The sequence below is a fragment of the Microbacterium sp. H1-D42 genome (assembly GCF_022637555.1).
Taxonomy (GTDB): Bacteria; Actinomycetota; Actinomycetes; order Actinomycetales; family Microbacteriaceae; genus Microbacterium.
Genome location: NZ_CP093342.1, coordinates 2,069,604 through 2,090,710, shown reverse-complemented (window position 1 = coordinate 2,090,710; position 21,107 = coordinate 2,069,604). Strand labels below are relative to the sequence as shown.

At 68.0% G+C, this 21,107-nt stretch carries 25 protein-coding genes, 1 tRNA gene and 1 other RNA gene; 18 read left to right on the top strand and 9 right to left on the bottom strand.

All coding sequences use genetic code 11. From position 1 onward, the window contains the following. Positions 1–7 precede the first annotated feature (7 nt). The 6 genes from MNR00_RS10010 (at position 8) to dapF (ending at position 5,503) form a co-directional block, all read left to right on the top strand. On the top strand, positions 8–745 hold the full coding sequence (locus MNR00_RS10010; RefSeq protein WP_241925784.1) for a regulatory protein RecX: 738 nt from the start codon (positions 8–10) through the stop codon (positions 743–745). Positions 746–828: 83 nt separating this feature from the next. After that, positions 829–2,379 carry a tRNA (N6-isopentenyl adenosine(37)-C2)-methylthiotransferase MiaB gene (gene miaB, locus MNR00_RS10005; RefSeq protein ID WP_241925783.1) on the top strand — a complete coding sequence of 517 codons (1,551 nt, stop codon included), beginning with the start codon at positions 829–831 and terminating at the stop codon, positions 2,377–2,379. A 46-nt stretch (positions 2,380–2,425) separates the two neighbouring features. Then, the gene (gene miaA, locus MNR00_RS10000; RefSeq protein WP_241925782.1) at positions 2,426–3,334 is read left to right on the top strand and encodes a tRNA (adenosine(37)-N6)-dimethylallyltransferase MiaA; all 909 of its coding nucleotides are present in this window, start codon (positions 2,426–2,428) and stop codon (positions 3,332–3,334) included. Positions 3,335–3,393: 59 nt separating this feature from the next. Further along, positions 3,394–3,924, top strand: a complete 531-nt coding sequence (locus tag MNR00_RS09995) for a dihydrofolate reductase family protein (protein ID WP_241925781.1) — start codon at positions 3,394–3,396, stop codon at positions 3,922–3,924. Positions 3,925–3,969: 45 nt separating this feature from the next. Beyond that, positions 3,970–4,587 carry a hypothetical protein gene (locus MNR00_RS09990; protein ID WP_241925780.1) on the top strand — a complete coding sequence of 206 codons (618 nt, stop codon included), beginning with the start codon at positions 3,970–3,972 and terminating at the stop codon, positions 4,585–4,587. Between the two features lie 37 nt (positions 4,588–4,624). Beyond that, on the top strand, positions 4,625–5,503 hold the full coding sequence (gene dapF / locus MNR00_RS09985) for a diaminopimelate epimerase (protein WP_241925779.1): 879 nt from the start codon (positions 4,625–4,627) through the stop codon (positions 5,501–5,503). A 39-nt stretch (positions 5,504–5,542) separates the two neighbouring features. Here the strand turns inward: dapF and MNR00_RS09980 are convergent, their stop codons facing one another. Then, complete coding sequence (locus MNR00_RS09980; RefSeq protein ID WP_241925778.1) at positions 5,543–6,187, bottom strand: methyltransferase; 645 nt, start codon at positions 6,185–6,187, stop codon at positions 5,543–5,545. A gap of 89 nt (positions 6,188–6,276) precedes the next feature. Between MNR00_RS09980 and hflX the strand changes: the two genes are divergently transcribed. Then, complete coding sequence (gene hflX / locus MNR00_RS09975; RefSeq protein WP_241925777.1) at positions 6,277–7,797, top strand: GTPase HflX; 1,521 nt, start codon at positions 6,277–6,279, stop codon at positions 7,795–7,797. A 50-nt stretch (positions 7,798–7,847) separates the two neighbouring features. Here hflX and MNR00_RS09970 read toward each other — a convergent pair whose 3' ends face one another. Next, positions 7,848–8,510 carry an SIMPL domain-containing protein gene (locus MNR00_RS09970; RefSeq protein ID WP_241925776.1) on the bottom strand — a complete coding sequence of 221 codons (663 nt, stop codon included), beginning with the start codon at positions 8,508–8,510 and terminating at the stop codon, positions 7,848–7,850. Positions 8,511–8,619: 109 nt separating this feature from the next. Between MNR00_RS09970 and MNR00_RS09965 the strand changes: the two genes are divergently transcribed. From MNR00_RS09965 to MNR00_RS09945, 4 genes are all read left to right on the top strand, one after another. Continuing rightward, complete coding sequence (locus MNR00_RS09965) at positions 8,620–8,970, top strand: SMR family transporter (protein WP_241925775.1); 351 nt, start codon at positions 8,620–8,622, stop codon at positions 8,968–8,970. Beyond that, positions 8,967–9,287, top strand: coding sequence for a multidrug efflux SMR transporter (locus MNR00_RS09960; RefSeq protein WP_241925774.1), 321 nt, complete (start codon positions 8,967–8,969; stop codon positions 9,285–9,287). The genes MNR00_RS09965 and MNR00_RS09960 overlap by 4 nt, the downstream gene beginning before the upstream one ends. Positions 9,288–9,409: 122 nt before the next feature. Next, positions 9,410–9,779: a transfer-messenger RNA gene (gene ssrA / locus MNR00_RS09955) on the top strand. Positions 9,780–9,894: 115 nt separating this feature from the next. Further along, positions 9,895–10,785, top strand: coding sequence for an SDR family NAD(P)-dependent oxidoreductase (locus tag MNR00_RS09945; RefSeq protein WP_347271909.1), 891 nt, complete (start codon positions 9,895–9,897; stop codon positions 10,783–10,785). 41 nt (positions 10,786–10,826) lie between these two features. Here the strand turns inward: MNR00_RS09945 and MNR00_RS09940 are convergent, their stop codons facing one another. After that, complete coding sequence (locus MNR00_RS09940) at positions 10,827–11,426, bottom strand: TetR/AcrR family transcriptional regulator (RefSeq protein WP_241925773.1); 600 nt, start codon at positions 11,424–11,426, stop codon at positions 10,827–10,829. A gap of 127 nt (positions 11,427–11,553) precedes the next feature. Between MNR00_RS09940 and MNR00_RS09935 the strand changes: the two genes are divergently transcribed. Beyond that, positions 11,554–11,751, top strand: coding sequence for a hypothetical protein (locus MNR00_RS09935; RefSeq protein ID WP_241925772.1), 198 nt, complete (start codon positions 11,554–11,556; stop codon positions 11,749–11,751). 51 nt (positions 11,752–11,802) lie between these two features. Here MNR00_RS09935 and MNR00_RS09930 read toward each other — a convergent pair whose 3' ends face one another. Continuing rightward, positions 11,803–12,378 carry a hypothetical protein gene (locus MNR00_RS09930; RefSeq protein ID WP_241925771.1) on the bottom strand — a complete coding sequence of 192 codons (576 nt, stop codon included), beginning with the start codon at positions 12,376–12,378 and terminating at the stop codon, positions 11,803–11,805. Positions 12,379–12,412: 34 nt separating this feature from the next. After that, on the bottom strand, positions 12,413–13,234 hold the full coding sequence (locus MNR00_RS09925; protein WP_241925770.1) for an inositol monophosphatase family protein: 822 nt from the start codon (positions 13,232–13,234) through the stop codon (positions 12,413–12,415). A 124-nt stretch (positions 13,235–13,358) separates the two neighbouring features. Between MNR00_RS09925 and MNR00_RS09920 the strand changes: the two genes are divergently transcribed. Beyond that, positions 13,359–13,431 (top strand) — tRNA-Lys (locus tag MNR00_RS09920). Between the two features lie 73 nt (positions 13,432–13,504). Here the strand turns inward: MNR00_RS09920 and MNR00_RS09915 are convergent. Further along, on the bottom strand, positions 13,505–14,590 hold the full coding sequence (locus tag MNR00_RS09915; protein WP_241925769.1) for an LOG family protein: 1,086 nt from the start codon (positions 14,588–14,590) through the stop codon (positions 13,505–13,507). Between the two features lie 72 nt (positions 14,591–14,662). Between MNR00_RS09915 and MNR00_RS09910 the strand changes: the two genes are divergently transcribed. Next, positions 14,663–15,160, top strand: coding sequence for a hypothetical protein (locus tag MNR00_RS09910; protein WP_241925768.1), 498 nt, complete (start codon positions 14,663–14,665; stop codon positions 15,158–15,160). A gap of 58 nt (positions 15,161–15,218) precedes the next feature. Here MNR00_RS09910 and MNR00_RS09905 read toward each other — a convergent pair whose 3' ends face one another. The 3 genes from MNR00_RS09905 to MNR00_RS09895 are packed head-to-tail and all read right to left on the bottom strand — an operon-like array spanning position 15,219 to position 17,416. Next, complete coding sequence (locus MNR00_RS09905) at positions 15,219–15,710, bottom strand: YbaK/EbsC family protein (protein WP_241925767.1); 492 nt, start codon at positions 15,708–15,710, stop codon at positions 15,219–15,221. A gap of 30 nt (positions 15,711–15,740) precedes the next feature. Beyond that, complete coding sequence (locus tag MNR00_RS09900; RefSeq protein WP_241925766.1) at positions 15,741–16,967, bottom strand: MFS transporter; 1,227 nt, start codon at positions 16,965–16,967, stop codon at positions 15,741–15,743. Beyond that, positions 16,964–17,416: a MarR family transcriptional regulator gene (locus MNR00_RS09895; protein WP_241925765.1), complete on the bottom strand. Its 453-nt coding sequence runs from the start codon at positions 17,414–17,416 to the stop codon at positions 16,964–16,966. Before MNR00_RS09895 ends, MNR00_RS09900 begins: the two co-directional genes overlap by 4 nt. A 127-nt stretch (positions 17,417–17,543) precedes the next feature. Here MNR00_RS09895 and MNR00_RS09890 point away from each other — a divergent pair, with 127 nt between their 5' ends. From MNR00_RS09890 to MNR00_RS09875, 4 genes are read left to right on the top strand one after another with little or no spacing between them, the layout of a single operon-like run. Beyond that, on the top strand, positions 17,544–18,731 hold the full coding sequence (locus MNR00_RS09890; RefSeq protein WP_241928815.1) for a substrate-binding domain-containing protein: 1,188 nt from the start codon (positions 17,544–17,546) through the stop codon (positions 18,729–18,731). Positions 18,732–18,750: 19 nt separating this feature from the next. Continuing rightward, positions 18,751–19,527 carry an ABC transporter ATP-binding protein gene (locus MNR00_RS09885; protein WP_241925764.1) on the top strand — a complete coding sequence of 259 codons (777 nt, stop codon included), beginning with the start codon at positions 18,751–18,753 and terminating at the stop codon, positions 19,525–19,527. Next, complete coding sequence (locus tag MNR00_RS09880) at positions 19,524–20,234, top strand: ABC transporter ATP-binding protein (protein WP_241925763.1); 711 nt, start codon at positions 19,524–19,526, stop codon at positions 20,232–20,234. Before MNR00_RS09885 ends, MNR00_RS09880 begins: the two co-directional genes overlap by 4 nt. Further along, positions 20,231–21,106, top strand: coding sequence for a branched-chain amino acid ABC transporter permease (locus MNR00_RS09875; protein ID WP_241925762.1), 876 nt, complete (start codon positions 20,231–20,233; stop codon positions 21,104–21,106). The genes MNR00_RS09880 and MNR00_RS09875 overlap by 4 nt, the downstream gene beginning before the upstream one ends. Position 21,107 lies beyond the last annotated feature (1 nt).

Below are 21,107 nucleotides of genomic sequence, written 5' to 3'. Positions count from 1 at the left end.
ATGAACCATGACTGCTCACGGCGACGAACATCTCGCTCCTGTCATTCCGCTCTTCGGGTCCTCCTCGCGCGCTGACGCGCGCGAGGAGGGGCCGGGACCCCAGCATCCCGCTGCACGCGCTGCGGCGGCTCTGGAACATGCCGAGCGCACAGCCGCCCTGCACGCCCTCGCCCGTGCTCACGCGCCCGCTTCCGATGACCCCGTCGACGAAGGGCAGGCCGAGCCGGCACCCGAGCAGGTCAGGGAGCGCGCCGAGGAGGCACTCGTGCGCAAGCTGCGTGCGAAGGCGCTGTCCGTCTCCGAGGCGCGTGCGGTGCTGCGCGAGAACGACCTCGACAGGGATGCCATAGAAGACGTCATCGACGACTTCAGTTCGCGTGGTTACATCGACGACCGCACGCTGGCCTCGCTGCTGGTGACCTCGGGTGTCGAGCGCAAGGGGCAGGGTCGCGTCGCGCTGGCAAGATCCCTGTCGCAGCGTGGCCTCTCGCGCGAGATCATCGACGACGCGCTGGCAGAACTGCCAGACGACGACGCCGAGCGGGCGCTGGAGTATGCCCGCAGCAAGGCGCCGGGCATGAGCAGGCTCGAACCGGATACCGCACTTCGGCGTCTGCTCGGGCAGCTCGCGCGTCGCGGGTACGGCGGCTCGGTGGCGATGAACGCGGCGCGCACGGCGTTGCGCGAAGCGGGTGGCACCCGATCGGGCGCGCGGTCCGGAGTGCGCTTCGTCGACTCCGACTGACTGGCTGCGGCGGGGTGGAGCGAAGTGCGCTTTCCTCGTGCGCGGCGCCCGCGCTCGTGACGGCTCGTAGAATAGCTCTCACCATGACTACTCCGCGCAGTGAACCGACGATCATCGCGCCCTCGGCGGCCGCGCTGGACGCTGACGGCGGCCGCCGCTCGTACGAAGTGCGCACCTTCGGGTGCCAGATGAACGTGCACGACTCCGAACGGCTCTCCGGCTCGCTTGAGAGCGCTGGCTACGTGCGGGCGGATGCCGGCGAAGACGCCGACATCGTGATCATCAACACCTGCGCGGTGCGAGACAACGCCGCAGGCAAGCTCTACGGCACTCTCGGCCATCTCAAGTCCGTCAAGGACAAGCACGACGGCATGCAGATCGCTGTCGGCGGGTGTCTGGCGCAGATGGACCAGCAGGCCGTGCTCGACAAAGCACCCTGGGTGGACGTCGTCTTCGGCACGCACAACATGGGCTCGCTGCCTGGCCTTCTGGAGCGTGCGCGTCACAACGGCGAGGCAGAGCTCGAGATCCTCGAGTCGCTCGAGGTGTTCCCCTCGACCCTGCCCACCAAGCGCGACTCCGCGCACAGCGGCTGGGTGTCGATCTCGGTCGGATGCAACAACACCTGCACGTTCTGCATCGTGCCGAGCCTGCGCGGAAAGGAGAAGGACCGCCGCCCAGGCGACATCCTGAACGAGATCCGCCTGCTCGTCGAAGACGGGGCGATCGAGGTCACCCTCCTCGGCCAGAACGTGAACTCCTACGGCGTCGAGTTCGGCGACCGTCAGGCCTTCAGCAAGCTGCTGCGCGCAGCCGGTGAGATCGAGGGGCTGGAGCGCATCCGCTTCACCAGCCCGCACCCCGCGGCATTCACTGACGACGTCATCGACGCCATGGCCGAGACGCCGAACGTCATGCCGCAGCTGCACATGCCGCTGCAGTCCGGCAGCGACAGCATCCTCAAGGCCATGCGCCGCTCGTACCGCAGCACGAAGTACCTCGGCATCCTCGACAAGGTGCGCGAGCGCATTCCGAACGCCGCGATCACCACCGACATCATCGTCGGCTTCCCCGGCGAGACGGATGAGGACTTCGAGGACACGATGCGGGTCGTCGAGCAGTCCCGGTTCTCGAGCGCGTTCACATTCCAGTACTCGATCCGCGAGGGAACACCCGCTGCCACCATGGCGGACCAGATCCCCAAGGAGGTCGTGCAGGAGCGCTACAACCGCCTGCTCGCCCTGCAGGAGCGCATCTCGCTCGAAGAGAACCAGAACCAGGTCGGCCGCGAGGTCGAGGTGCTGGTCTCGGTCGGTGAGGGCAAGAAGGACGCCGAGACGCACCGACTCACCGGACGCGCCGAAGACAACCGCCTGGTGCACTTCGAGCTGACACCAGGCTCAGAACGGCCGCGACCAGGCGACGTCGTCACGGTCCGGATCACCCACGGCGCCCCTTTCCACCTGCTGGCCGACGACCCGACCGGTGCGCCCCTTCGCATCCGCCGCACGCGCGGCGGCGACGCGTGGGACCGTGCGCAGGCCGAGACCTGCGGTGTTCCCGCTCCGGCCGCAGCCACTGGTGCGCCTGGTGCGGTGTCGCTCGGGCTGCCGACGCTTCGCGTCGGCGTGTGATCAGCATCCGACTTCTGACGCCGCGCGCCCATCGCGAGTGGATGCCATGACGCAGCGACTCTGGGCAGTGGTCGGTGCCACCGGAACAGGCAAGAGCGATCTCGCGCTCGACCTCGCCGACGCCCTGCGCGCGCAGGGCAACCAGGCCGAGATCGTCAACGCGGACGCGATGCAGCTGTATCGCGGCATGGACATCGGAACCGCCAAGCTGACGGTGGATGAGCGCCGCGGCATCCCGCACCACCTCTTCGACGTGCGCGAGGTCACCGAAGAGGCGGCTGTCGCGTGGTATCAGCCGCTCGCGCGCGCCGCCATCGGCGAGATCCACGCTCGCGGGGGAGACGCGATCCTGGTGGGCGGGTCGGGACTGTATGTCTCCAGCGTCGTCTTCGACTTCCGCTTCCCGCCAAGAGACGCCGGCGTTCGCGCTCGTCTTGAGGCCGAGCTCGCCGCACTCGGTGCGGGCGCACTGCTCGAGCGACTCCGCGAGAAGGATCCAGACACGGCCGCGCGGATCGACCCCAATAATGAGCGCCGCATCGTCCGGGCCCTCGAGGTGCTCGAGCAGGGCGGGGAGACGCACGGCGCGGCACTGCCCGAGAGACCCGAGCTGTGGCATCCGGCGACCCGGCTCGTCGGCCTGCACACGCCGCGCGACGTGCTCGTCGAGCGCCTGGATCGCCGCGTCGAGCGGATGTGGCAGCAGGGCATGCTCGATGAGGTCGAGGCGCTCCGCGACCTCGGCATCGAGCGGGGCGTCACCGCGTCGCGTGCGATCGGCTACGCTCAGGCGCTCGCGCAACTGCGCGGCGAGAAGAGCGAGTCGGATGCCATCGCCGAGACTCAGGCTTTGACCCGGCGCTACGCGCGCCGCCAGGTGTCGTGGTTCAAGCGCTATCCCGAGCTCGAGTGGCTCGAGTCCGGCGCGGCCGAGGCCGGATCGCTGCTGCGCTGATCACCTGTTCGCCGTCGGTGGTCGGGCACGATGTCGGTGGTGGGGCGCATCATGAATGCATGGTCACGCACTACTACACTGCATCCAGCCTTGACGGGTTCATCGCGACAGCGGATCATTCGCTGGACTGGCTGCTCAAGCAGGACATCGACGAAGACGGTCCGATGGCATACTCGGGCTTCCGCGCCGGCCTCGGGGCGATCGCGATGGGGGCGCACACCTTCGAGTGGATCATGGCGAACGACGAAGACGGCTGGGGCTACACGCTGCCGGCCTGGATCTTCTCGCACCGCGATCTCGACCTGCCCGAGGGGGCTGACGTGCGCCTCACCCAGGCAGATGTGCACGAGGTGCACGCCGAGATGACCGCAGCGGCCGACGGAAAGGATCTGTGGATCGTCGGCGGGGGAGAGCTCGTCGGACAGTTCGCCGACGCCGGACTGATCGACGAGGTGTGGATCCAGTACGCGCCGGTGACGCTCGGCTCTGGTGCGCCTGTGCTGCCACGCGCTCTTGATCTCGAGATGCTGGACGTCGCGCGCAACCGCAACTTCATGTGCGGCCGATACAAGGTGCTCGGCGCGCTCTGAGCCCTGCGTGCGGCGGGCGTCTGCGGTGATGGAAGACTGGGCGACATGGCACCGAAGGCCGCGCGCACCGCTCTGCGCTGGCCGAGGCGCGCCGGCGCAGCCGCCGTTGCGCTCCTGGCCGCACTGACCCTGTCGGGATGCTTCGTCATTCCGCTCGCCGATGGGCGTTCGCCGTTCGACGACCCCTCCGGTGCGAGCTACAGCGATATCGAGGACGCGCTCCCCGATATCCAGGACGCGCTCGATGACGTCGACACGCAGGACGGCGCATGGCTGTTGCAGGCCGAAACCGGCGTGGATCGATCCTGTGAAGGGGCGTGCAACCTGCACGTCTGGGTCACGATCGCGCCGGACGACGATCTCGATGACCCCACCGTCCCGGAGGACGTGCTGCGCGATGTGCTCGTCGCCGTCGTCCCTGTCGCGGAGCAGCAGCGTGTCGACGTGCGCGTCTCGGGTGGGCTCGCGCGCGGCGCCGATGGCGACCTGACCGGCGTGGAAGGGGACCTGTCTCGCGCAGCCACGCAGCTGTTCGGCAGGATTCCCGAATCGGGCATCCTCGGAGACTCCTACTTCATCGGTCTTGAGCCTTCCGGCGACGTCGAGATCATCGCGCGGACCCGAGACAACATGGAAGTGCTGCAGGCGATGCCGCTCGACTAGCCCGCGCGCGTCAGGAGCCCATATCGTCCCTAGACTGGTGCTCATGGTCGCATTCACCAAAGGGCACGGCACCGGCAACGACTTCGTCATCATCGAAGACGTCGACGGCGAGCTCGATCTCACCGCAGCCCAGGTGCAGGCCGTCTGTGACCGCAACTTCGGGGTGGGCGCTGATGGGGTGCTGAGAGTCGTGCGCTCGAAGGCCATCGATGAAGGGGCCGCGGCGCTGGCCGAGGAGCCGGGCGCCGAGTGGTTCATGGACTACCGCAACTCCGACGGCTCTCCTGCCGAGATGTGCGGAAACGGCATCCGCGTCTTCGTGCACTACCTGCTGCGATCCGGGCTCGCGACGCTCGAGCCCGGTTCCACGCTGCCCATCGGCACGCGCGCCGGAGTGCGCGACGTGCTGCGCAGCCAGACGGGCTACCAGGTCGATCTCGGCCGCTGGCATCTCGCCGGCGGTGAGCCGCTCGCTCGTGCCGCCGGGCTCTCGGTCGCGCGACCGGGCCTTGGCATCGACGTCGGCAACCCCCATGTGGTGGTGGCACTGGCATCCGATGAGGAACTCGACGGACTCGACCTGAATCCATCACCGCTGCTCGAGCCGGCGCCCATCGGCGGCGCGAACGTCGAGTTCGTCGTGCCGGGCGAACCGCTCGTGCGCGATGGCGTCGGACACGTGCGCATGCGCGTGCACGAGCGCGGCGTCGGTGAGACCCTCAGCTGCGGCACTGGTGCTGCGGCGTCGGCGCTGGCCGTCCGTCACTGGGCGGGCAAGAGCGCTCCGAACGAGTGGCGCGTCGAGGTGCCTGGCGGGGTGCTCGGCGTGCGGATGTTCCCCACCGAGGACGGTGAGCACGTGGGGCTCTCCGGTCCCGCGCAGCTGGTCTATCGCGGCGAGATCGACCTGGTCTGAACCGGACGGACTTCTCGGCCCCTTAGGCGACCGCAGGGCCTACTCGGCGACTTCGACCGGACCGGTCGGCGGGTTGCCGTGCCTGCGCACCTTCAGCACGCGGTATCCCTTGCCCGTGGCAGCGCGATGCACGCTGTAGCCAGGTGAGAAGGTCGTCGCGAGCCAGCGCTGCAGCGAATCCGAGCCGAGGTTGCGCTGCACGACCATCCAGGCGTCGCTGCGCTCGTCGAGGCGCGGGATCCAGCGCTCCAGCATGTCGTGCAGCTCGCTCTTGCCGACCCTGATCGGCGGGTTCGAGCGGATCGTGCGGAACATCACGTCATCGGGAACATCGTCCGGCAGCACGGCGTTGACATTGGTGAGGCCGAGAGCGGCAGCGTTGCGGCGCGTGAGATCCAGTGCTCGCTCGTTGACGTCGACCGCCCAGACGGTCGCGTGGGGTGCGGAGAGGGCCATTGTGAGACTGATCGGTCCCCACCCGCATCCGAGATCGAGAAAGTCGCCACCTGGCGGCAGAGGCGGCATATTGGCGAAGAGCACCGAGGTGCCGGCATCGAGACGGTCGGGACTGAACACGCCGCCTGCGGTGGTCAGTTCGAGATCCTGTCCCGCGAGGTTCACGTGGATCGTCCGGAAGTTCTCGGCACTCGCCGGGGCCGCACTGAAGTAATGGTCGGACGCCATGCAGTGAGCGTACCGGACGAGGCGGGCTAAGGTTAAGGCGCCATTCCAGAGTGGCCCAGTTTTTTCAGAGAGGCACAGTTCAGCACCGAATGACGAACACCAACAACGAGAACACCACACACGACACCACCGCGGACGCTGTCGATCGCGTGCTGGCGAACGCCGAGCAGCGTGTGGAGCCGAGGGTGTTCGGCGCCGCGCAAGCGCTGCAGGACGCGTCGACCGCGACGCACACCGACGCTGACGGCGCGCAATGGGACCTTGATGACCGGCACGCACTGCGCCGCGTCGTCGGCCTGTCCACCGAACTCGAGGACGTCACCGAGGTCGAGTACCGGCAGCTGCGGCTCGAGAACGTCGTCCTCGTCGGTGTCTACCCCCAGGGTGCGCAGGATGACGCCGAGAACTCGCTGCGCGAGCTCGCCGCCCTCGCCGAGACCGCAGGCGCGGTCGTGCTCGACGGTCTGCTGCAGAGGCGCCCGCACCCGGATCCCGCGACCTATCTCGGCCGCGGCAAGGCGCAGGAGCTCAAGGACATCGTCGCCGCGGTCGGCGCTGACACCGTCATCGCCGACACCGAGCTGGCCTCGAGCCAGCGGCGCGCACTCGAGGATGTCGTCAAGGTGAAGGTCATCGACCGCACCACCGTGATCCTCGACATCTTCAGTCAGCATGCCAAGAGCCGCGAAGGCAAGGCGCAGGTCGAACTCGCACAGCTCGAGTATCTGCTGCCGCGTCTGCGCGGCTGGGGCGAGTCGATGAGTCGTCAGGCCGGTGGCCAGGTGGGCGCCGGCGGCGCCGGCATGGGCTCGCGCGGTCCTGGTGAGACGAAGATCGAGCTGGACCGCCGTCGCATACGCACCCGGATGGCGATGCTGCGCAAGCAGATCCGCGACTTCGCGCCGGCGCGTGACGCCAAGCGCGCCGAGCGCAAGCGCAACACGATCCCGTCGGTCGCGATCGCCGGGTACACCAACGCCGGCAAGTCGAGTCTGCTCAACGCGCTGACGAGTGCCGGTGTGCTCGTCGAGAACGCCCTGTTCGCGACGCTGGATGCCACGGTGCGCCGCGCGGAGACCGCAGACGGCCGGGTGTTCACGCTCACCGACACGGTCGGTTTCGTGCGCAACCTGCCGCATCAGCTGGTGGAGGCATTCCGCTCGACGCTGGAGGAGGTCGGCCAGGCCGACCTGCTCGTGCACGTCGTCGACGGTTCGCACCCCGACCCTGCGGCGCAGCTGCAGACCGTGCGCGACGTGATTGGCGATGTCGGCGGTCGCGAGATCCCCGAGATCATCGTCTTCAACAAGGCCGACCTCGTCGGCGAGGACGACCGATTGGTGCTGCGCGGGCTCGCGCCCGGCGCGCACTTCGTGTCGTCCCGCACCGGCGAGGGCATCGAAGAGCTGCGCGCGACGATCGAGCGGATGCTGCCGCTGCCGGCGGTCGAGGTGCGGGCTCTGGTGCCGTACGACCGTGGCGATCTGGTCGCCGCCGTGCACGAGACGGGCGTCCTGCTCTCGGCCGAGCATCAGGAGACCGGAACGTCCGTGCACGCGCACGTCTCCGAGCGCCTGGCCGCCGAACTGGCGCCTTTCGCAATCTCCTGAGTCGTCTCGGATGCCGGGGAGCCGCGCGCACCGGCATCCGAGACGTCGTCTCAGCTCGCTGAGAAGCGCCCCTCGACGGTCGCCGACACCGTGATCTCCTCGCCCTGGAACTCCATCGGCGGCGCACCGGCAGCATCCATCGCCATCACCGCTCCGCGCATCATCGCCTTCGGCATCGGGGCGCCGCCCTCGGAGATGAGGCCGCGGTCGGCGATCTCGAGGGGCGTGATGCTCTGCAGACCGAGGGCCTCGGCGTAGGCGCGGGCACGGGAGACCGCGACGCCGACGGCCTGGGTGGCCACTTCACGTTCGACCTCGCGCTCGGTCTCGGGGGTGAGATGCCAGTCGACATGCCCGACGTTCACGCCTTCGGCGACCGAGAGCTCGGTGACCCACACCGACATCTCGGAGATGTCGGAGAACGTGGCGGTGAAGTCGATGCTCGCCCGATACACCGGGGCGAGTCGCTTGCCCTCGTTGTTCCACGGACGTTCGGCGTAGACGTTCATGCGCTGACTGGTCCACTCCGTGATGCTGCCGCTGTTCTCGCGGGAGGCGATTCCGTCTCGGACGGGTGCAGCCAGGGTGAGAGTGCGCTCGACGACCTTCTCCCGGACGGAACCGTCGAAGGCGACCGACAGGTGCAGCGTGGCGCGCTCGGGCGCGATGCGCAGCTCGTGCTCGCCGCGGACGGTGATGATGACTTCGCTCATGGCTGTGACTGTACGACACCGAGATGACATCGAGGACCACGCGGAGCACTAAACTCGGCGTGGCGAACCGCAGCTGAACCCGCAGCGCCATGTCAGAAAGGGACCGCCCGTGAAGAAATGGGTGTTGCTGGCCGGCGCGATCATCGCCGAGGTCTCAGGCACGATCATGCTGCGCGCGGCCGTCGATCACCCGGTATGGGTGGTGCCGGTGGCCGTCGCCTATGCGGCAGCGTTCACCCTCGTCGGGCTGACCCTGCGTGCCGGCCTGCCGATCGGGGTCGCGTACGGCATCTGGGGAGCGGTCGGCGTCGCTCTCGTCGCGCTGCTGGGCACGACGATCTTCGCGGAGACGATCAGCGCCGGTGCGCTGATCGGCATTGCCATCATCATCGTGGGAGTCATCCTGGTCGAGACGGGCTCGCATCCGCGTCGAACCGACGATGACGAGGCTCTGACGTGAGCTGGGTATGGCTGCTCCTCGCGATCGGCTTCGAGGTCACCGGGACGCTGTCGCTGCGCGCGAGTGACGGCTTCCGCAAGCGGGTATGGCTCATCCCCGTGGTCATCAGCTACGTGCTCGCCTTCACCTTCCTCGGCATCACTCTCGAGACGGGCATGCCGGTCGGCGTCGCCTACGGGCTGTGGACGGCCATCGGCATCGTCCTGATCGCGGTCATGGCGCGCGTGCTGTGGAAGGACCCTCTGACCCGTCGGATGATCGTCGGCATCGGCTTCATCGTGGTCGGGAGCCTGCTCGTCGAGATGTCCCAGCACTGATGCTGTCGCCGGCGCGGAATAGCGTCGAGGCCGGATCCGTTGTAACCTGTGATGCTCGGGTGCTTCGGCATCTGTCTGGTAATTCCACAGTGTGACAGCGGCTCCTTCGCAAGAAGGTCCACGGGGCTGATCGGTTTCGACGGCGCCTGTGTATCGACGAGAAGCGGGCCGAGGATGCAGGGTTATCTCGTGAACGCTCCCTGCAAAACCATAGTTGCCGAATCCAAGCGCAACGACTTCGCCCTCGCTGCATAAGCGAGCCCGATAGTCCGTCAGACCGTATGTGATCCCGATACGGACCCTGGCGTCATCTAGGGATCTTGCTGCGTGATGGCGTCTGGACGTCACGTGGGACTCTTCCCAGGCTGGGCTTGTCGACTTAGGTGTCTGTGACAAAGGTCGGAGCCGAGTAGAACGCTTTCATAGACTGCGCCCGGAGAAGACGTGGATTAACAGCGTCGGACGGGGGTTCGATTCCCCCCAGCTCCACCAACCGCTGTCACAGGAGAGAGCCCCGGCCTCGCATGTTCATGCGGAGGCCGGGGTTCTTTTCGTTGTCGCTCTCCGATAGATTGCGGGTTCTGGGTCGGTCGCACGAGGGGGAGCGATGGCGGTCATGTGGACGGATCGGTGCGCGCTCGTGACTGGCGCCAGCAGTGGCATCGGGCTCGAGATCGCGCGGGTGCTCGCAGGTGAGGGCGCGAACCTCATCCTTCCCGTCCGGGACCGTCGGCGCGGGAAAGCTGCACGCGACAGCATCCGACGATCCCACTCCGCTGCGCAGGTCGAGATCGCAGATGTCGACCTCGCCAGGCTGTCATCAGTTTCGGCGTTCGCCGAGCGGATGCTGGAGCGCGGCGAGCCGATCGGGCTGCTCGTGCTGAATGCCGGCGTCGTGATGCTGGGGGACACTGAGCGTCATGTCACCGAGGACGGCTTCGAGCTGCACTTCCAGACGAACTTTCTCGCACATGTCGCACTGACCGCGGCGCTCCTGCCGCTGCTGTGCGCCGGCCGCGCGCACATCGCCATCCAGCTCAGCCTCGCCGCCGCCCGCGGACGGCTCGATGACCTCCAGTCCGAGCGCCGGTATCGACCGCTGCGGGCGTATGCGGCTTCGAAGCGCGCCCTCGGGCTCTACGGCGTCGCCCTTGCGCGGCGCTGCGACGAAGAGGGGCTCGGCGTGCGCGTGAATCTGTGTCACCCCGGGGTGGTTCCGGCCACCGGCATCGCGGCGGACATGCGCACCGGGGCGCCCAGCTCCGTGGCGCGGATCGTCGGGGCTGTGGGCAACTCACCCGCGCGGGCCGCAGAGCCGGCCCTCGCGGCGCTCGCCTCTGACGACTCGGGCCACTTCTTCGCGCCCCGCGGGCCGCTCGGCCTGTCAGGAGCGCCCCGCGAACGTCGCCTGTACGCCGCCATCGCCGACCCCGGCGAGGCCGAGAGGATCTGCGAGCAGGCGGATCGGATGCTGGCTGCCGGCCGCCCGCGGCGCTGACGCGTCCGTACCGGTGTGAGCGACAGGCCGTCGAAAGCGCGTCAGTCCCGCGGGCGCAGCCCGTCCAGGGCCACCGCGAGCACTTCCCGGCCCAGCAGCTCCGGGTCGACGGGACCGTCCGGCCGATACCACTCGACCAGCGAGTTGATCATGCCGAAGATCAGGCGTGTGGCGACACCGGCATCCAGATCGGCGCGCACGAGCCCTTCGGACTGCGCTTCGCGAACGAGCCCTGTCACGGTGTGGTCGAAGTTGCGGCGGCGCTCGAGTGCTGCCACCTCGACGTCGCTGTTCCCCCGCAGTCGCAGCAGCAGCGTCACCTGGGGCTGCCGTGCTGTCAGCACGCTCACGGCGCCCTCGACGATCGCCGTCAGTCGCTCGGCCGGCGTGGCGCGCCGCAGCGCGGCATCCAACGCGTCTTCGAGCCCGCCCAGCGCGTCCTCCAGCGCGATCTCGAGGATCTGCGCCTTGGAATCGACGTGGTGGTACAGGGCGGATTTCGTCACGCCGAGCCGATTGGTCAGGTCCGACACGGATGTGGCGTCGTATCCCTGCTCGTTGAACAGCTCGACGCCCACGCGGATCACATCCTCGCGGTCATGGCCAGGACGGCCACGACGGGCGGAGCGGGCGCTGGTCACGACCACGGCATCCTCATCGGCATACCGTCCAACATAGCGCCGCCGACGCTGTCGTGCGGCGGCACCGGACCACGGCGCGGGAAGACTAAGCTGGAGAGGTTATCCGACGACCTGGAAGGGCTTCGACGTGGTCGATTTCATCGTGTTCATCGTTCTGTTCCTTGGCGGGTTCTACCTGTTCGGGATCTCGCACTCGCTGCCGACCGGTCAGGGCTACGCCTTCACGGCGGGCATCCTTCTGGTCAGCCTTGCGATGGCCTACGTCATGCGTCAGCGCGGCTCGGCCACCAAGCGCAGCGACAACTGGAACCAGAACCAGCAGTGAGCCTCGTGGCGCCGTCCTGCGGCGGCGCCACCTCGCCTGCTCGCGGGGCTGTCAGCCCTGCCACTCGATGAGCAGCAGGCCCTGCTTCGTGTCGGCGAACTTCACCCAGCCGTCGCCGAATTCGTAGGTCATCCCGAATCCGTCGGCGTCGGTTGCGATCGCGTATGCCGGATCCTCGGTGAAGTACGTGCGATCGCCGTCCTGCGACAGCAGCCATCCGTCGCGCTGCAGACCGGCCATCGCCGTGTCGGCGGTCGCCTCGCTGATCGGACCCCAGGCATACATCTGGCCGTGATCCGATGCCGTGCTGAAGTCCGCCCACATGCACATCAGGCCGTCGTCGACGACCGTCTCGCCGATGCGGAACTCCTCCTGCATCGACGTCCAGCCCTGTGACTTCAGTGCGTCGACCGTCCCGGGGGAGATGATCGTGTCGCACGTGGGCGCCGCGCCGGGCTCGGGCGCGGTCTCGTCCTCTGGGGCCGATGTGACGGTCGCGGGCGGTGGCGTCGACGGTGCAGCGGCTGGGGCCGTCGGCGACGACTGAGGGGCCGCGGCGGGGGCACAGGAGGCCAGGGCCAGCGCCGTCAGCAGCACGCCGACGGCGAGCGGATATCGGGTTCTCATATGACTCATGGGGAGGAAGGGGTGCGTGCGGCGCTCAGGAGCGCTGCACGTCGCGGAACAGGGTCAGGAACTTCTCGTGCAGCAGGCCATTGGTCGCCAGCGCAGACAGGTCGGAGAGGGTGTCCCTGCCGTCGAACGCCGTCATGCGTCCCCCCGCTTCGCGCACGATCGGCACGGCCGCCGCGATGTCGTACTCCTTGACGTCGAACTCGGCGACCATGTCGATCCGGCCCTCCGCCAGCAGCATGTAGCTGTACACGTCGCCATACGCGCGGTCGCGCCAGACCGTGTCGGCCACGGCCATCAGCTCGGGCAGCTTTCCGGCATCCGACCACTGCGCGATGCTCTGGAAGCTCACGCTCGCATCCTCGAGTGAATCAACGCTCGAGACGCCGAGGCGACGCGTGCCGGCCGGCGTCGCGGTCCATGCTCCGCGATCGGATGCGGCCCACCAGCGCCGCCCGAGCGCTGGCATGCTGACGACACCGATCTGCGGGACGCCGTCGATGGCCAGCGCGATCATCGTGCCCCACAGCGGAACCCCGCGCAGGAAGTTCGCGGTGCCGTCGATCGGATCGATGATCCACTGCCGGTGCGTGTCGCCCTCGGCGCCGAACTCCTCGCCGAAGATGCCGTCACGGGGACGCTCAGCGGTCAGCAGGGCGCGGATGGCGCGCTCGGTCGCGAGGTCGGCGTCGGTGACGTGCGAGCGGTCCGCCTTCAGGGAAACCTGCAGGTCGGCGGCGTCGAATCGCGTCAATGACTGTGCGTCGGCGGCGTCAGCCAGACGCAGTGCCAGAGCGAGGTCGGCATCGAGATCCGTGGCGGAGTCTGTGGCGGCGGGGGAGTCTGTCACGTGACCAGGATAGACCGCCGCCATGTGCCAGGAGGGCTCTGCAACGCGCCCGGGATGACCTCGATTTGTAGCGACCCCTGGGCACTGGTAATGTAATTCCTCGGTCGGGGTTATCCCGGGCCACGCACCTCTAGCTCAATCGGCAGAGCAATTGACTCTTAATCAATGGGTTCAGGGTTCAAGTCCCTGGGGGTGCACGGATCAGCCTCGGAATCTCTCGCCAGATTCCGGGGCTTTTTCGCTTTCACGATTAGGTCACGGTTTTCAAGGTCACGGTTTCGACACGAGTGCCGCCGCCTCCTGCACGGTGTCGACGAGGTGCACGTGCTGCTCCATCGGGCGGCCCTTCGCGAGCGCCTGCAGCAGCGGCCACGCTGGCAGCTGCTGCGTCCAGTAGTCGCGCCCGACCAGCACCATCGGTGCGATCGAAGACTCGTCGGCGTAGTAGTTCTCGCACGCGTCCTGGAAGATCTCCTGCACGGTCCCGCCGGCACCAGGCAGGAAGATGATGCCACCCTGGCAGACCTCGAGCAGGATCGCCTCCCGCTGCGCGTTGTGGAAGTACTTCGCGATTGCGCTCGCGAACGGGTTGGGCGGCTCGTGGCCGTAATGCCAGGTCGGGATGCCCAGTGAATCGGCGCCCTGCGGGAAGCGGTCGCGCACGGCGAAGGCGGCGTCCGCCCACGCACCGACGCTGGGCGCGAAGCTCGGCACGGCGGCCAGCATGTGCACTGCCTCGTCGACGGCGTCATCACCGTAGGTCGCCAGATACCCGCCGAGATTCACCGCTTCCATGGCGCCGGGGCCGCCGCCGGTTGCCACAGCGTGGGTCTGCGACAGCATCCGCCCCAGCATCGCGCCGTCCGTGTACGTGCGCTCTCCGCGCGCGGCGCTGTGCCCGCCCATGACTCCGACCAGCGTGCGGCCGCGCACCCAGGTCTCCAGCGCGATGCCGATGCTGTGGTCGTGCAGCGACTGGGCCAGCATCGCGTCTCGGGTGCTGTCGCGCTGCGACCAGCCGTAGATGCGCGCGTCGGGGCTGCGCAGGTAGCCGTCGGATGCGAACAGCTCATGCGGGGTGTACAGCGTCGTCCGATATGCGTCGATCGGGGCGTCCGGCACGGAGGGGAACACCACGGCGCCGCGTGCCCGGATCGATTCCTCGTCTTCGAGCAGCAGATCGCAGCCGAGGAACAGCGCGCCGGCGACGTCGACCGAGCGCAGCGCCTTGCGACGAGCAGTGAGGTCGATGTCGCGCAGGCGCCAGCCCGACAGCGAGTGGAGGCCATACGCGAGGCGGCGATCGAAGTCGTCCAGGGAGTCGACGTCGACGACGCCTCCGCGCGTTCTTCTCATGTGCCGACCCTACGGCCATCCACCTCTTCCCTCCGGCGCACAGCGGTGAGAACATGTCGAGAGGAGGCTCCCATGATCGATCTCGATGATGTCGACACCGACGATGACGGTGCGCTGACCGCTAGCGCCGAACTTCCAGGCGGTCGTCGCGTGACCGTGGAGTACGAGTTCGATGAGGAACTCGAGCGCGACGACGATGAGGACGTCGAAGAGGCCGGCGACGATGACGAGGACGCGGTCGCGGAGTTCGAGCGTGAGGACCTGCCCGATCTCGATGTGATGCAGGAGACGGTGCAGCACGCGCTGGCGCGTCTGACAGAGGAGATCCTCGATGCGCGCGAGCGTGAGGTCGCCGAGGAGCTGACCGAGGCCGCGTATGAAGACGACGAGGACGTCGATCTCGAGGAGGCGCTGGAGTCCCTCAAGAACGACATCGCGCTGGACGGGGTGATCGTCTTCGGCGACGGAGGATTGACGCTGTTGTACATCGCACCGCAGGAGTACCCCGACCTGATCATCTACTGCCTGCTCGACGAGGACCTCGAGATCGACGACCTGATGGTCGAATGATCGCCAGTCCTGCGCAAGCATTGTCGCCCGGTGGACTTCCAGATCGCCGTGGAGTGACTCACTCCACGCGGATGAGCGTGCCTCCCGTGAGCTCCTCGAGCTGATCGAACGTGAGCGGCATGACCGTCTCCGGCGTGCCGCCGGCGGTCCACACCTCGTCGTACGCCCGCAGATCCTCGTCCAGGTACGTGCGCAAGGGCGTCGGATGCCCGATGGGCGCCACCCCGCCGATCGCCTGCCCCGTCGCGGCGCGGACGACGGCCGCCGGCGCCATGGCGACAGCATCCGCTCCGATGCTCTGCGCGAGTACGGCGAAGTCGACGCGATGCGCTCCGCTGGTCATCACCAGGATCGGCTCGTCGTCCGCGACCAGGACGAGACTGTTCGCGATCGCGCCCACCTCGCATCCGATCGCCTGCGCTGCCAGCACGGCAGTCCGGGCGGAGTCCGGCAGCACCACGATGCGCCCCTCGATGCCGGCCGCGGTGAGGTGCTCATGCACGATGCGGCTGCGGGTGGGGAGGGATTCTGCTGCGGTCACGGGGGTCACGGGCTCCTTCGCGCGGTTCTGCGGATGCCGTCAGGTGGCGTCTCCCACGAGGATAGCCTCGGCGTGCTCGGCGGAATCATCATCTGTCTCATCGATGTGCGCCAGCACGCGTCGTCGCAGCAGGATCGTGAGAGCCGCGATCAGCACGGAGGCGGCCGCGAACAGGTACGGCACGGTGTCGCCCCATGCGTGTGCGAGCGCGGCGGCGACGGGTGGTGCCATGGCCCCGCCGAGGAAGCGCACCGCAGAGTAAGCCGACGACGCCACCGAACGGGGCAGGTCGGTCGCCTCCATCACCGACTCGGTGAGCACCGTGTTCATGACGCCGAGCAGCAGACCGCCCACGATGATGCAGACCACCAGCGCCGTCGGCCTGCCGACGACGAGACCGGCGACGATGAGGTCCACGGCCAGCAGCGGAAGGGTCACCGCCATGATCGTCGTGCGGGCGATGCGGCGCATCAGCGCAGGCGCGACCCAGACACTGGTCACAGCGAGCGCGATGCCCCAGCCGAAGAAGGTCAGCCCGATGCCCATCGCGCCGAAGCCCAGCGGGAACGGCGAGAAGGCCAGCAGCACGAAGAAGCCGATGTTGTAGAACAGCGCGGTGATCGCGAGGGTTGCCAGTGCTGGGTTGCGCAGCGCCTTGAACGGGGCGCTGAGGGGCATCGGCTCGCGCTTCTCAGTTGTGCCGCGCACCAGCGTCAGCACGGCGATGAACCCGATCGACATGAGCACCACGACGCCGAAGAACGGTCCGCGCCAGCTGATCTCACCCAGGAATCCGCCCAGCAGCGGTCCGATGGCGATGCCGAGACCGAGCGCGGCCTCGTACAGCACGATGGCGGCACCGCTGCCACCGGCGGCCGCGCCGACGATGGTCGCGAGCGCCGTCGAGATGAACAGTGCGTTGCCGAGGCCCCAGCCGGCGCGGAATCCGATCACGGCGTCCACGCTGCCGCTGAGAGCGCACAGCAGGGCGAACACGACGATCAGTCCGAGGCCGACGAGCAGCGTCGCCTTGGCTCCGATGCGGCTGGAGATCCAGCTGGTGACGAGCATGGCGAGACCGGTGACGAGCAGGTAGCTCGTGAACAGCAGTTCGGTCTCGACGGGAGACGCCTGCAGGGAATCGGCGATGGCGGGCAGGATCGGGTCGACGAGCCCGATGCCCATGAATGCGACCACACAGGCGAACGCGACTGCCCATACCTGTGCGGGCTGTCGCCAGACCGATCCCTGGGGTGTTCCGCTCATGCGCGTGCTCCTGTCGTCGTGTTGATGCTGTTCGTGTTCTGGGTGTGTGCGGCGAGGATCTCGGCTGCACGGTGAAGTGCCGCCCAGTCCTGATCGCTGAGGTCGGCGAAGCGCGGAGCGAGCGTGTCACGCAGCTCGGTGCGCCAGTCGTTCAGCGCCTGGATGCCCGCCTCCGTCGCGGCGACCAGGGTGGCCCTCGAATCGTCAGGGTCGGGGGAGCGCGAGACCAGCCCGGCCTGCTCGAGCGCACCGACCAGGCGCGTCATGCCCGGTTGGGTCGTGCGGGCGGATGCGGCCAGAGCGCCGAGGCGCATCTCGCCGTTCGCCGCCAGCGTGCTCAGCGCACGCCACTGCGCGGATGGGGCCTCATTTCCGGAGTCCTGCGCTGCGATGCGCGCGAGACTGTGCGCCGAGAGGACGATCGATCCGATGGCATCCGCATTTTGCATACCAACCAGTATATATCGCGTGGCATGCATTCGTGCCGACTTGACGGCGGGGGATTGTCGCCCATACGATTCCAATACCTGAATCGGGTTTCATGTTCCCGACCTTCCAACGATGAGAGGCATCCAGATGCGGGTTACGAAGAAGTTGCTCCTGGGCTCGGTGCTCGTCACCGCGGCCCTTGTCATGTCGGCATGTGCGCCGCAGCCTGATGCCGGTGCCGGCGATGCAGGCGATGCCGGTCCCTCCGAAGTGCGCGTCGGTGTGATCACCAGTGAGACCGGCCCGCTGGCCGGCTACGGCAAGCAGTACCTCGACGCGTTCGCGGCAGGGCTGGACTACGCCACCGACGGCACCGGCGAGGTGGACGGCACCAAGATCGTCATCGAGAACCGCGACGACGCCGGTGACCCCGACACCGCTGTCACCGCCGCCAAGGAGCTCATCGGCGACGGAGTGAACATCCTGATGGGCAGCGCCTCTTCCGGTGTCGCGCTCGCCGTGGCCGAGCAGGCCGCACAGAACAAGGTGCTCTTCATCTCGGGCCCCGCTGCCGCAGACGCGATCACCGACATCAACGACTACACCTTCCGCTCCGGACGCCAGTCCGCACAGGACGTCGCGACGGCCGGTACGTTCCTCGACGACATCGAGGGCAAGAAGATCGCCGTCTTCGCGCAGAACAACGCATTCGGCCAGGGCAACGTCGCGGCCGTCGAGGCGATCCTCGGTGGCAAGGGCGCCACGGTCGAGCCCGTGCTCGTCGCCGAGGACGTCACCGAGTTCACCCCCTTCGCCCAGCAGGTGCTCTCTGCCCAGCCCGACCTCGTGTTCGTGGCGTGGGCCGGGGCCACCTCCGGTGCGATGTGGCAGGCCATGAGCCAGCAGGGCGTGCTCGATGACATCCCCGTCGTGACCGGACTCGGCGACAGCGCCACCTTCGGCGCCTACGGCGTGGCCTCGGAGAAGATCAACTTCCTGAACCACTACTTCGGCGGAGCTCCGGACAACGAGGTGAACACCGCCATGATCGCGGCGCTCGAGAAGGCCGGAGCCGAACCCGACCTGTTCAGCCCCGACGGCTTCAACGCCGCGATCATGCTCGTGCAGGCGGTCAAGGAAGGGAAGGGCGACGTCGACGCGATGGTCGCGGCCCTCGAGGGCTTCGAGTTCGAGGGCCCGAAGGGCACCAACACGGTGCGCGCCGAGGACCACGCGCTGCTGCAGGACATGTACCAGGCGAAGCTCGTCGCGGACGGTGACACGTTCGCACCCGAGCTGGTCGCGACCGTCCCCGCCGCCGACGTCGCTCCCTGACACGCAGAAGGCAGAACGAATGAACACCCCAGCCCCGCCCGCCACCGGCGCATCGCTGCGGATCGAGGGTCTCGGACTCGACATCGGGGGAGCGACGATCCTGAAGGACGTCGACCTCACCGTCGAGCCAGGAGCCCTGGTCGGAGTGATCGGCCCGAACGGCGCAGGCAAGACCACGCTGTTCAACGCCGTCTCGGGTGTGATCCGGCCGACCGCCGGGCGCATCCTGATGGACGACGTGGACATCACCCGCACCAGCGTGCCGCAGCGCGCCAGGGCGGGGCTGGGGAGGACATTCCAGACGTCCAGTCTGTTCCCGCAGCTCACCGTGCATGAGAACGTGCGCATCGCGGTGCAGGCGGCGCAGGGCGGCAGTTACTCGCTGCTGCGCTTCCCGAAGAAGTCGGATGCTGTCAGCATCCGCGCCGAGGAGCTGCTGCGTTCCGTCAGACTCGGACACCGACTGGATGCCCGTGCGGGCGACATCAGCCACGGCGACAAGCGCAAGCTCGAGATCGCCGTGCTGCTGGCCACCCGTTCGCGCCTCGTGCTGCTCGATGAGCCGATGGCCGGTGTCGCCTCCGGCGACGTCGCAGGGCTCGTCGACAGCATCCGAGGACTGCAGGCCGAGACCGGCTGCACCGTGCTGATGGTCGAACACCACATCGAAGTGCTGATGGGACTCGTCGACCTCGTCGCCGTGATGTACTTCGGCAGCATCATTGCCGTCGACACCCCGCATCGGATCATGGAGAACGCCACCGTGCAGAGCGCTTACCTGGGGACGAGTGCGTGAGCGCCCCCATCCTGCAGGTGCGGAACCTGCGCGCATCCATCGCCGGACAGCAGGTCGTCGAGGACGTCACCTTCGACGTGCCCGCCACAGGCATCACCGCGGTGCTCGGTCGCAACGGCGCGGGGAAGACCTCCACGCTGCGCGGCATCCTCGGACTCATCTCCCGCAAGGGTGAGGTGCTGCTGGAAGGCGAGCGCATCGACAACCTCAGCACCCACCGCATCGTGCAGCGCGGCGTCGGCTACGTGCCGGAGGACCGCGAGGTCTTCGCCGGGCTGACCGTCGCCGAGAACCTCGCGCTCGCAGAGCGTCAGCGCATCCCGCGTCGTGAATTCGTCGATGCGCTGTTCCCCGACCTCGTCGCCCGCCGCGAGCAGCGTGCCGGCACCCTCTCCGGCGGTCAGCAGCAGATGGTGTCGGTCGCGCGGGCGCTGCTCAACGACAATCGGCTGATCCTCGTGGATGAGCCGACGAAGGGCCTCGCGCCGAAGATCGTCACCGAAGTGTCGGATGCCCTCGCCGAGGCGGCGCAGACCGTGCCGATGCTGCTCGTGGAGCAGAACCTCGACGTCGTCCGGCGCCTCGCAGACCAGGCGATCGTCATCGCCGGTGGCCGCGTCGTGCACACCGGCCGCGCCGTCGACATCCTCGACGACGCCGACCTGACCAGGCGCCTGCTCGGCGTCAGTGCGGAGGAGCACGTATGAGCACTCTGATCCTCACCCTCATCATCGGGCTCGGGCTCGGTGCGCTGTACTTCCTCGTGGCCAGCGGCCTGAGCCTGATCTACGGCCTCATGCACGTGCTGAACTTCGCGCACGGTGCCTTCCTCACGCTCAGCGCCTTCGTCGGCTGGGCCGTCGCCCAGGCGGTCGGCGTCGACAGCTGGAGCGGATTCCTGCTGTCGATCCTGGTCGGAGCGCTCGTCGGCGCGGTGTTCGCCGCCCTCACCGAGCTGCTGCTCATCCGGCCGCTGTACGAACGCCACATCGAGCAGGTGCTGGTCACCGTGGGGCTCTCGTTCGCCGCCATCGCACTGTTCGAGGGCATCTGGGGCACGGACCCGGTGAACGTTCGCGGCCCCGTCTGGCTGCGCCAGACCACCGATGTGCTCGGCGCCAGCATCCCGAACAAGTACTGGGTGCTGATCGTCGCCGCCGCCCTCGTGCTCGCAGGTCTCGTGCTGTTCCTGAAGAAGACGCGCTACGGCATGATCATCCGCGCCGGCGTCGAGAACCGCGCCATGGTCACCGCCCTTGGCATCGACGTGCGCCGCTCGTTCACGCTGGTGTTCGCGATCGGCGGCGCGGCCGCGGGCATCGGCGGAGTGCTCGCGATGCACGCGATGACGTACGTGTCGGCGCACCTCGGCTCGACGCTGCTGATCTTCGCGTTCATCGTCACCGTCGTCGGCGGTCTCGGATCGCTCACGGGTGCCGCTGTCGCCTCGGTGCTGGTCGCCGTACTGCAGCAGGTCGCCAACACCTATCTCGGCGGCACCGGCGACTTCATCGTCGTCATCCTGCTCGCCGTCGTGCTGCTGGTGCGCCCAGCCGGTCTCATGGGAAAGAAGGCCTGAC

Coding starts and splice junctions, on each gene's coding strand:
- miaA (WP_241925782.1), top strand. CDS start 2,426: ATGACGCAGCGACTCTGGGCAGTGGTCGGTGCCACCGGAACAGGCAAG.
- hflX (WP_241925777.1), top strand. CDS start 6,277: ATGACGAACACCAACAACGAGAACACCACACACGACACCACCGCGGAC.
- MNR00_RS10010 (WP_241925784.1), top strand. CDS start 8: ATGACTGCTCACGGCGACGAACATCTCGCTCCTGTCATTCCGCTCTTC.
- MNR00_RS09890 (WP_241928815.1), top strand. CDS start 17,544: ATGCGGGTTACGAAGAAGTTGCTCCTGGGCTCGGTGCTCGTCACCGCG.
- MNR00_RS09995 (WP_241925781.1), top strand. CDS start 3,394: ATGGTCACGCACTACTACACTGCATCCAGCCTTGACGGGTTCATCGCG.
- MNR00_RS09990 (WP_241925780.1), top strand. CDS start 3,970: ATGGCACCGAAGGCCGCGCGCACCGCTCTGCGCTGGCCGAGGCGCGCC.
- MNR00_RS09915 (WP_241925769.1), bottom strand. CDS start 14,590: ATGAGAAGAACGCGCGGAGGCGTCGTCGACGTCGACTCCCTGGACGAC.
- MNR00_RS09980 (WP_241925778.1), bottom strand. CDS start 6,187: ATGGCGTCCGACCATTACTTCAGTGCGGCCCCGGCGAGTGCCGAGAAC.
- miaB (WP_241925783.1), top strand. CDS start 829: ATGACTACTCCGCGCAGTGAACCGACGATCATCGCGCCCTCGGCGGCC.
- MNR00_RS09895 (WP_241925765.1), bottom strand. CDS start 17,416: ATGCAAAATGCGGATGCCATCGGATCGATCGTCCTCTCGGCGCACAGT.
- MNR00_RS09930 (WP_241925771.1), bottom strand. CDS start 12,378: ATGAGAACCCGATATCCGCTCGCCGTCGGCGTGCTGCTGACGGCGCTG.
- MNR00_RS09970 (WP_241925776.1), bottom strand. CDS start 8,510: ATGAGCGAAGTCATCATCACCGTCCGCGGCGAGCACGAGCTGCGCATC.
- MNR00_RS09900 (WP_241925766.1), bottom strand. CDS start 16,967: ATGAGCGGAACACCCCAGGGATCGGTCTGGCGACAGCCCGCACAGGTA.
- MNR00_RS09885 (WP_241925764.1), top strand. CDS start 18,751: ATGAACACCCCAGCCCCGCCCGCCACCGGCGCATCGCTGCGGATCGAG.
- MNR00_RS09945 (WP_347271909.1), top strand. CDS start 9,895: ATGGCGGTCATGTGGACGGATCGGTGCGCGCTCGTGACTGGCGCCAGC.
- MNR00_RS09910 (WP_241925768.1), top strand. CDS start 14,663: ATGATCGATCTCGATGATGTCGACACCGACGATGACGGTGCGCTGACC.
- MNR00_RS09875 (WP_241925762.1), top strand. CDS start 20,231: ATGAGCACTCTGATCCTCACCCTCATCATCGGGCTCGGGCTCGGTGCG.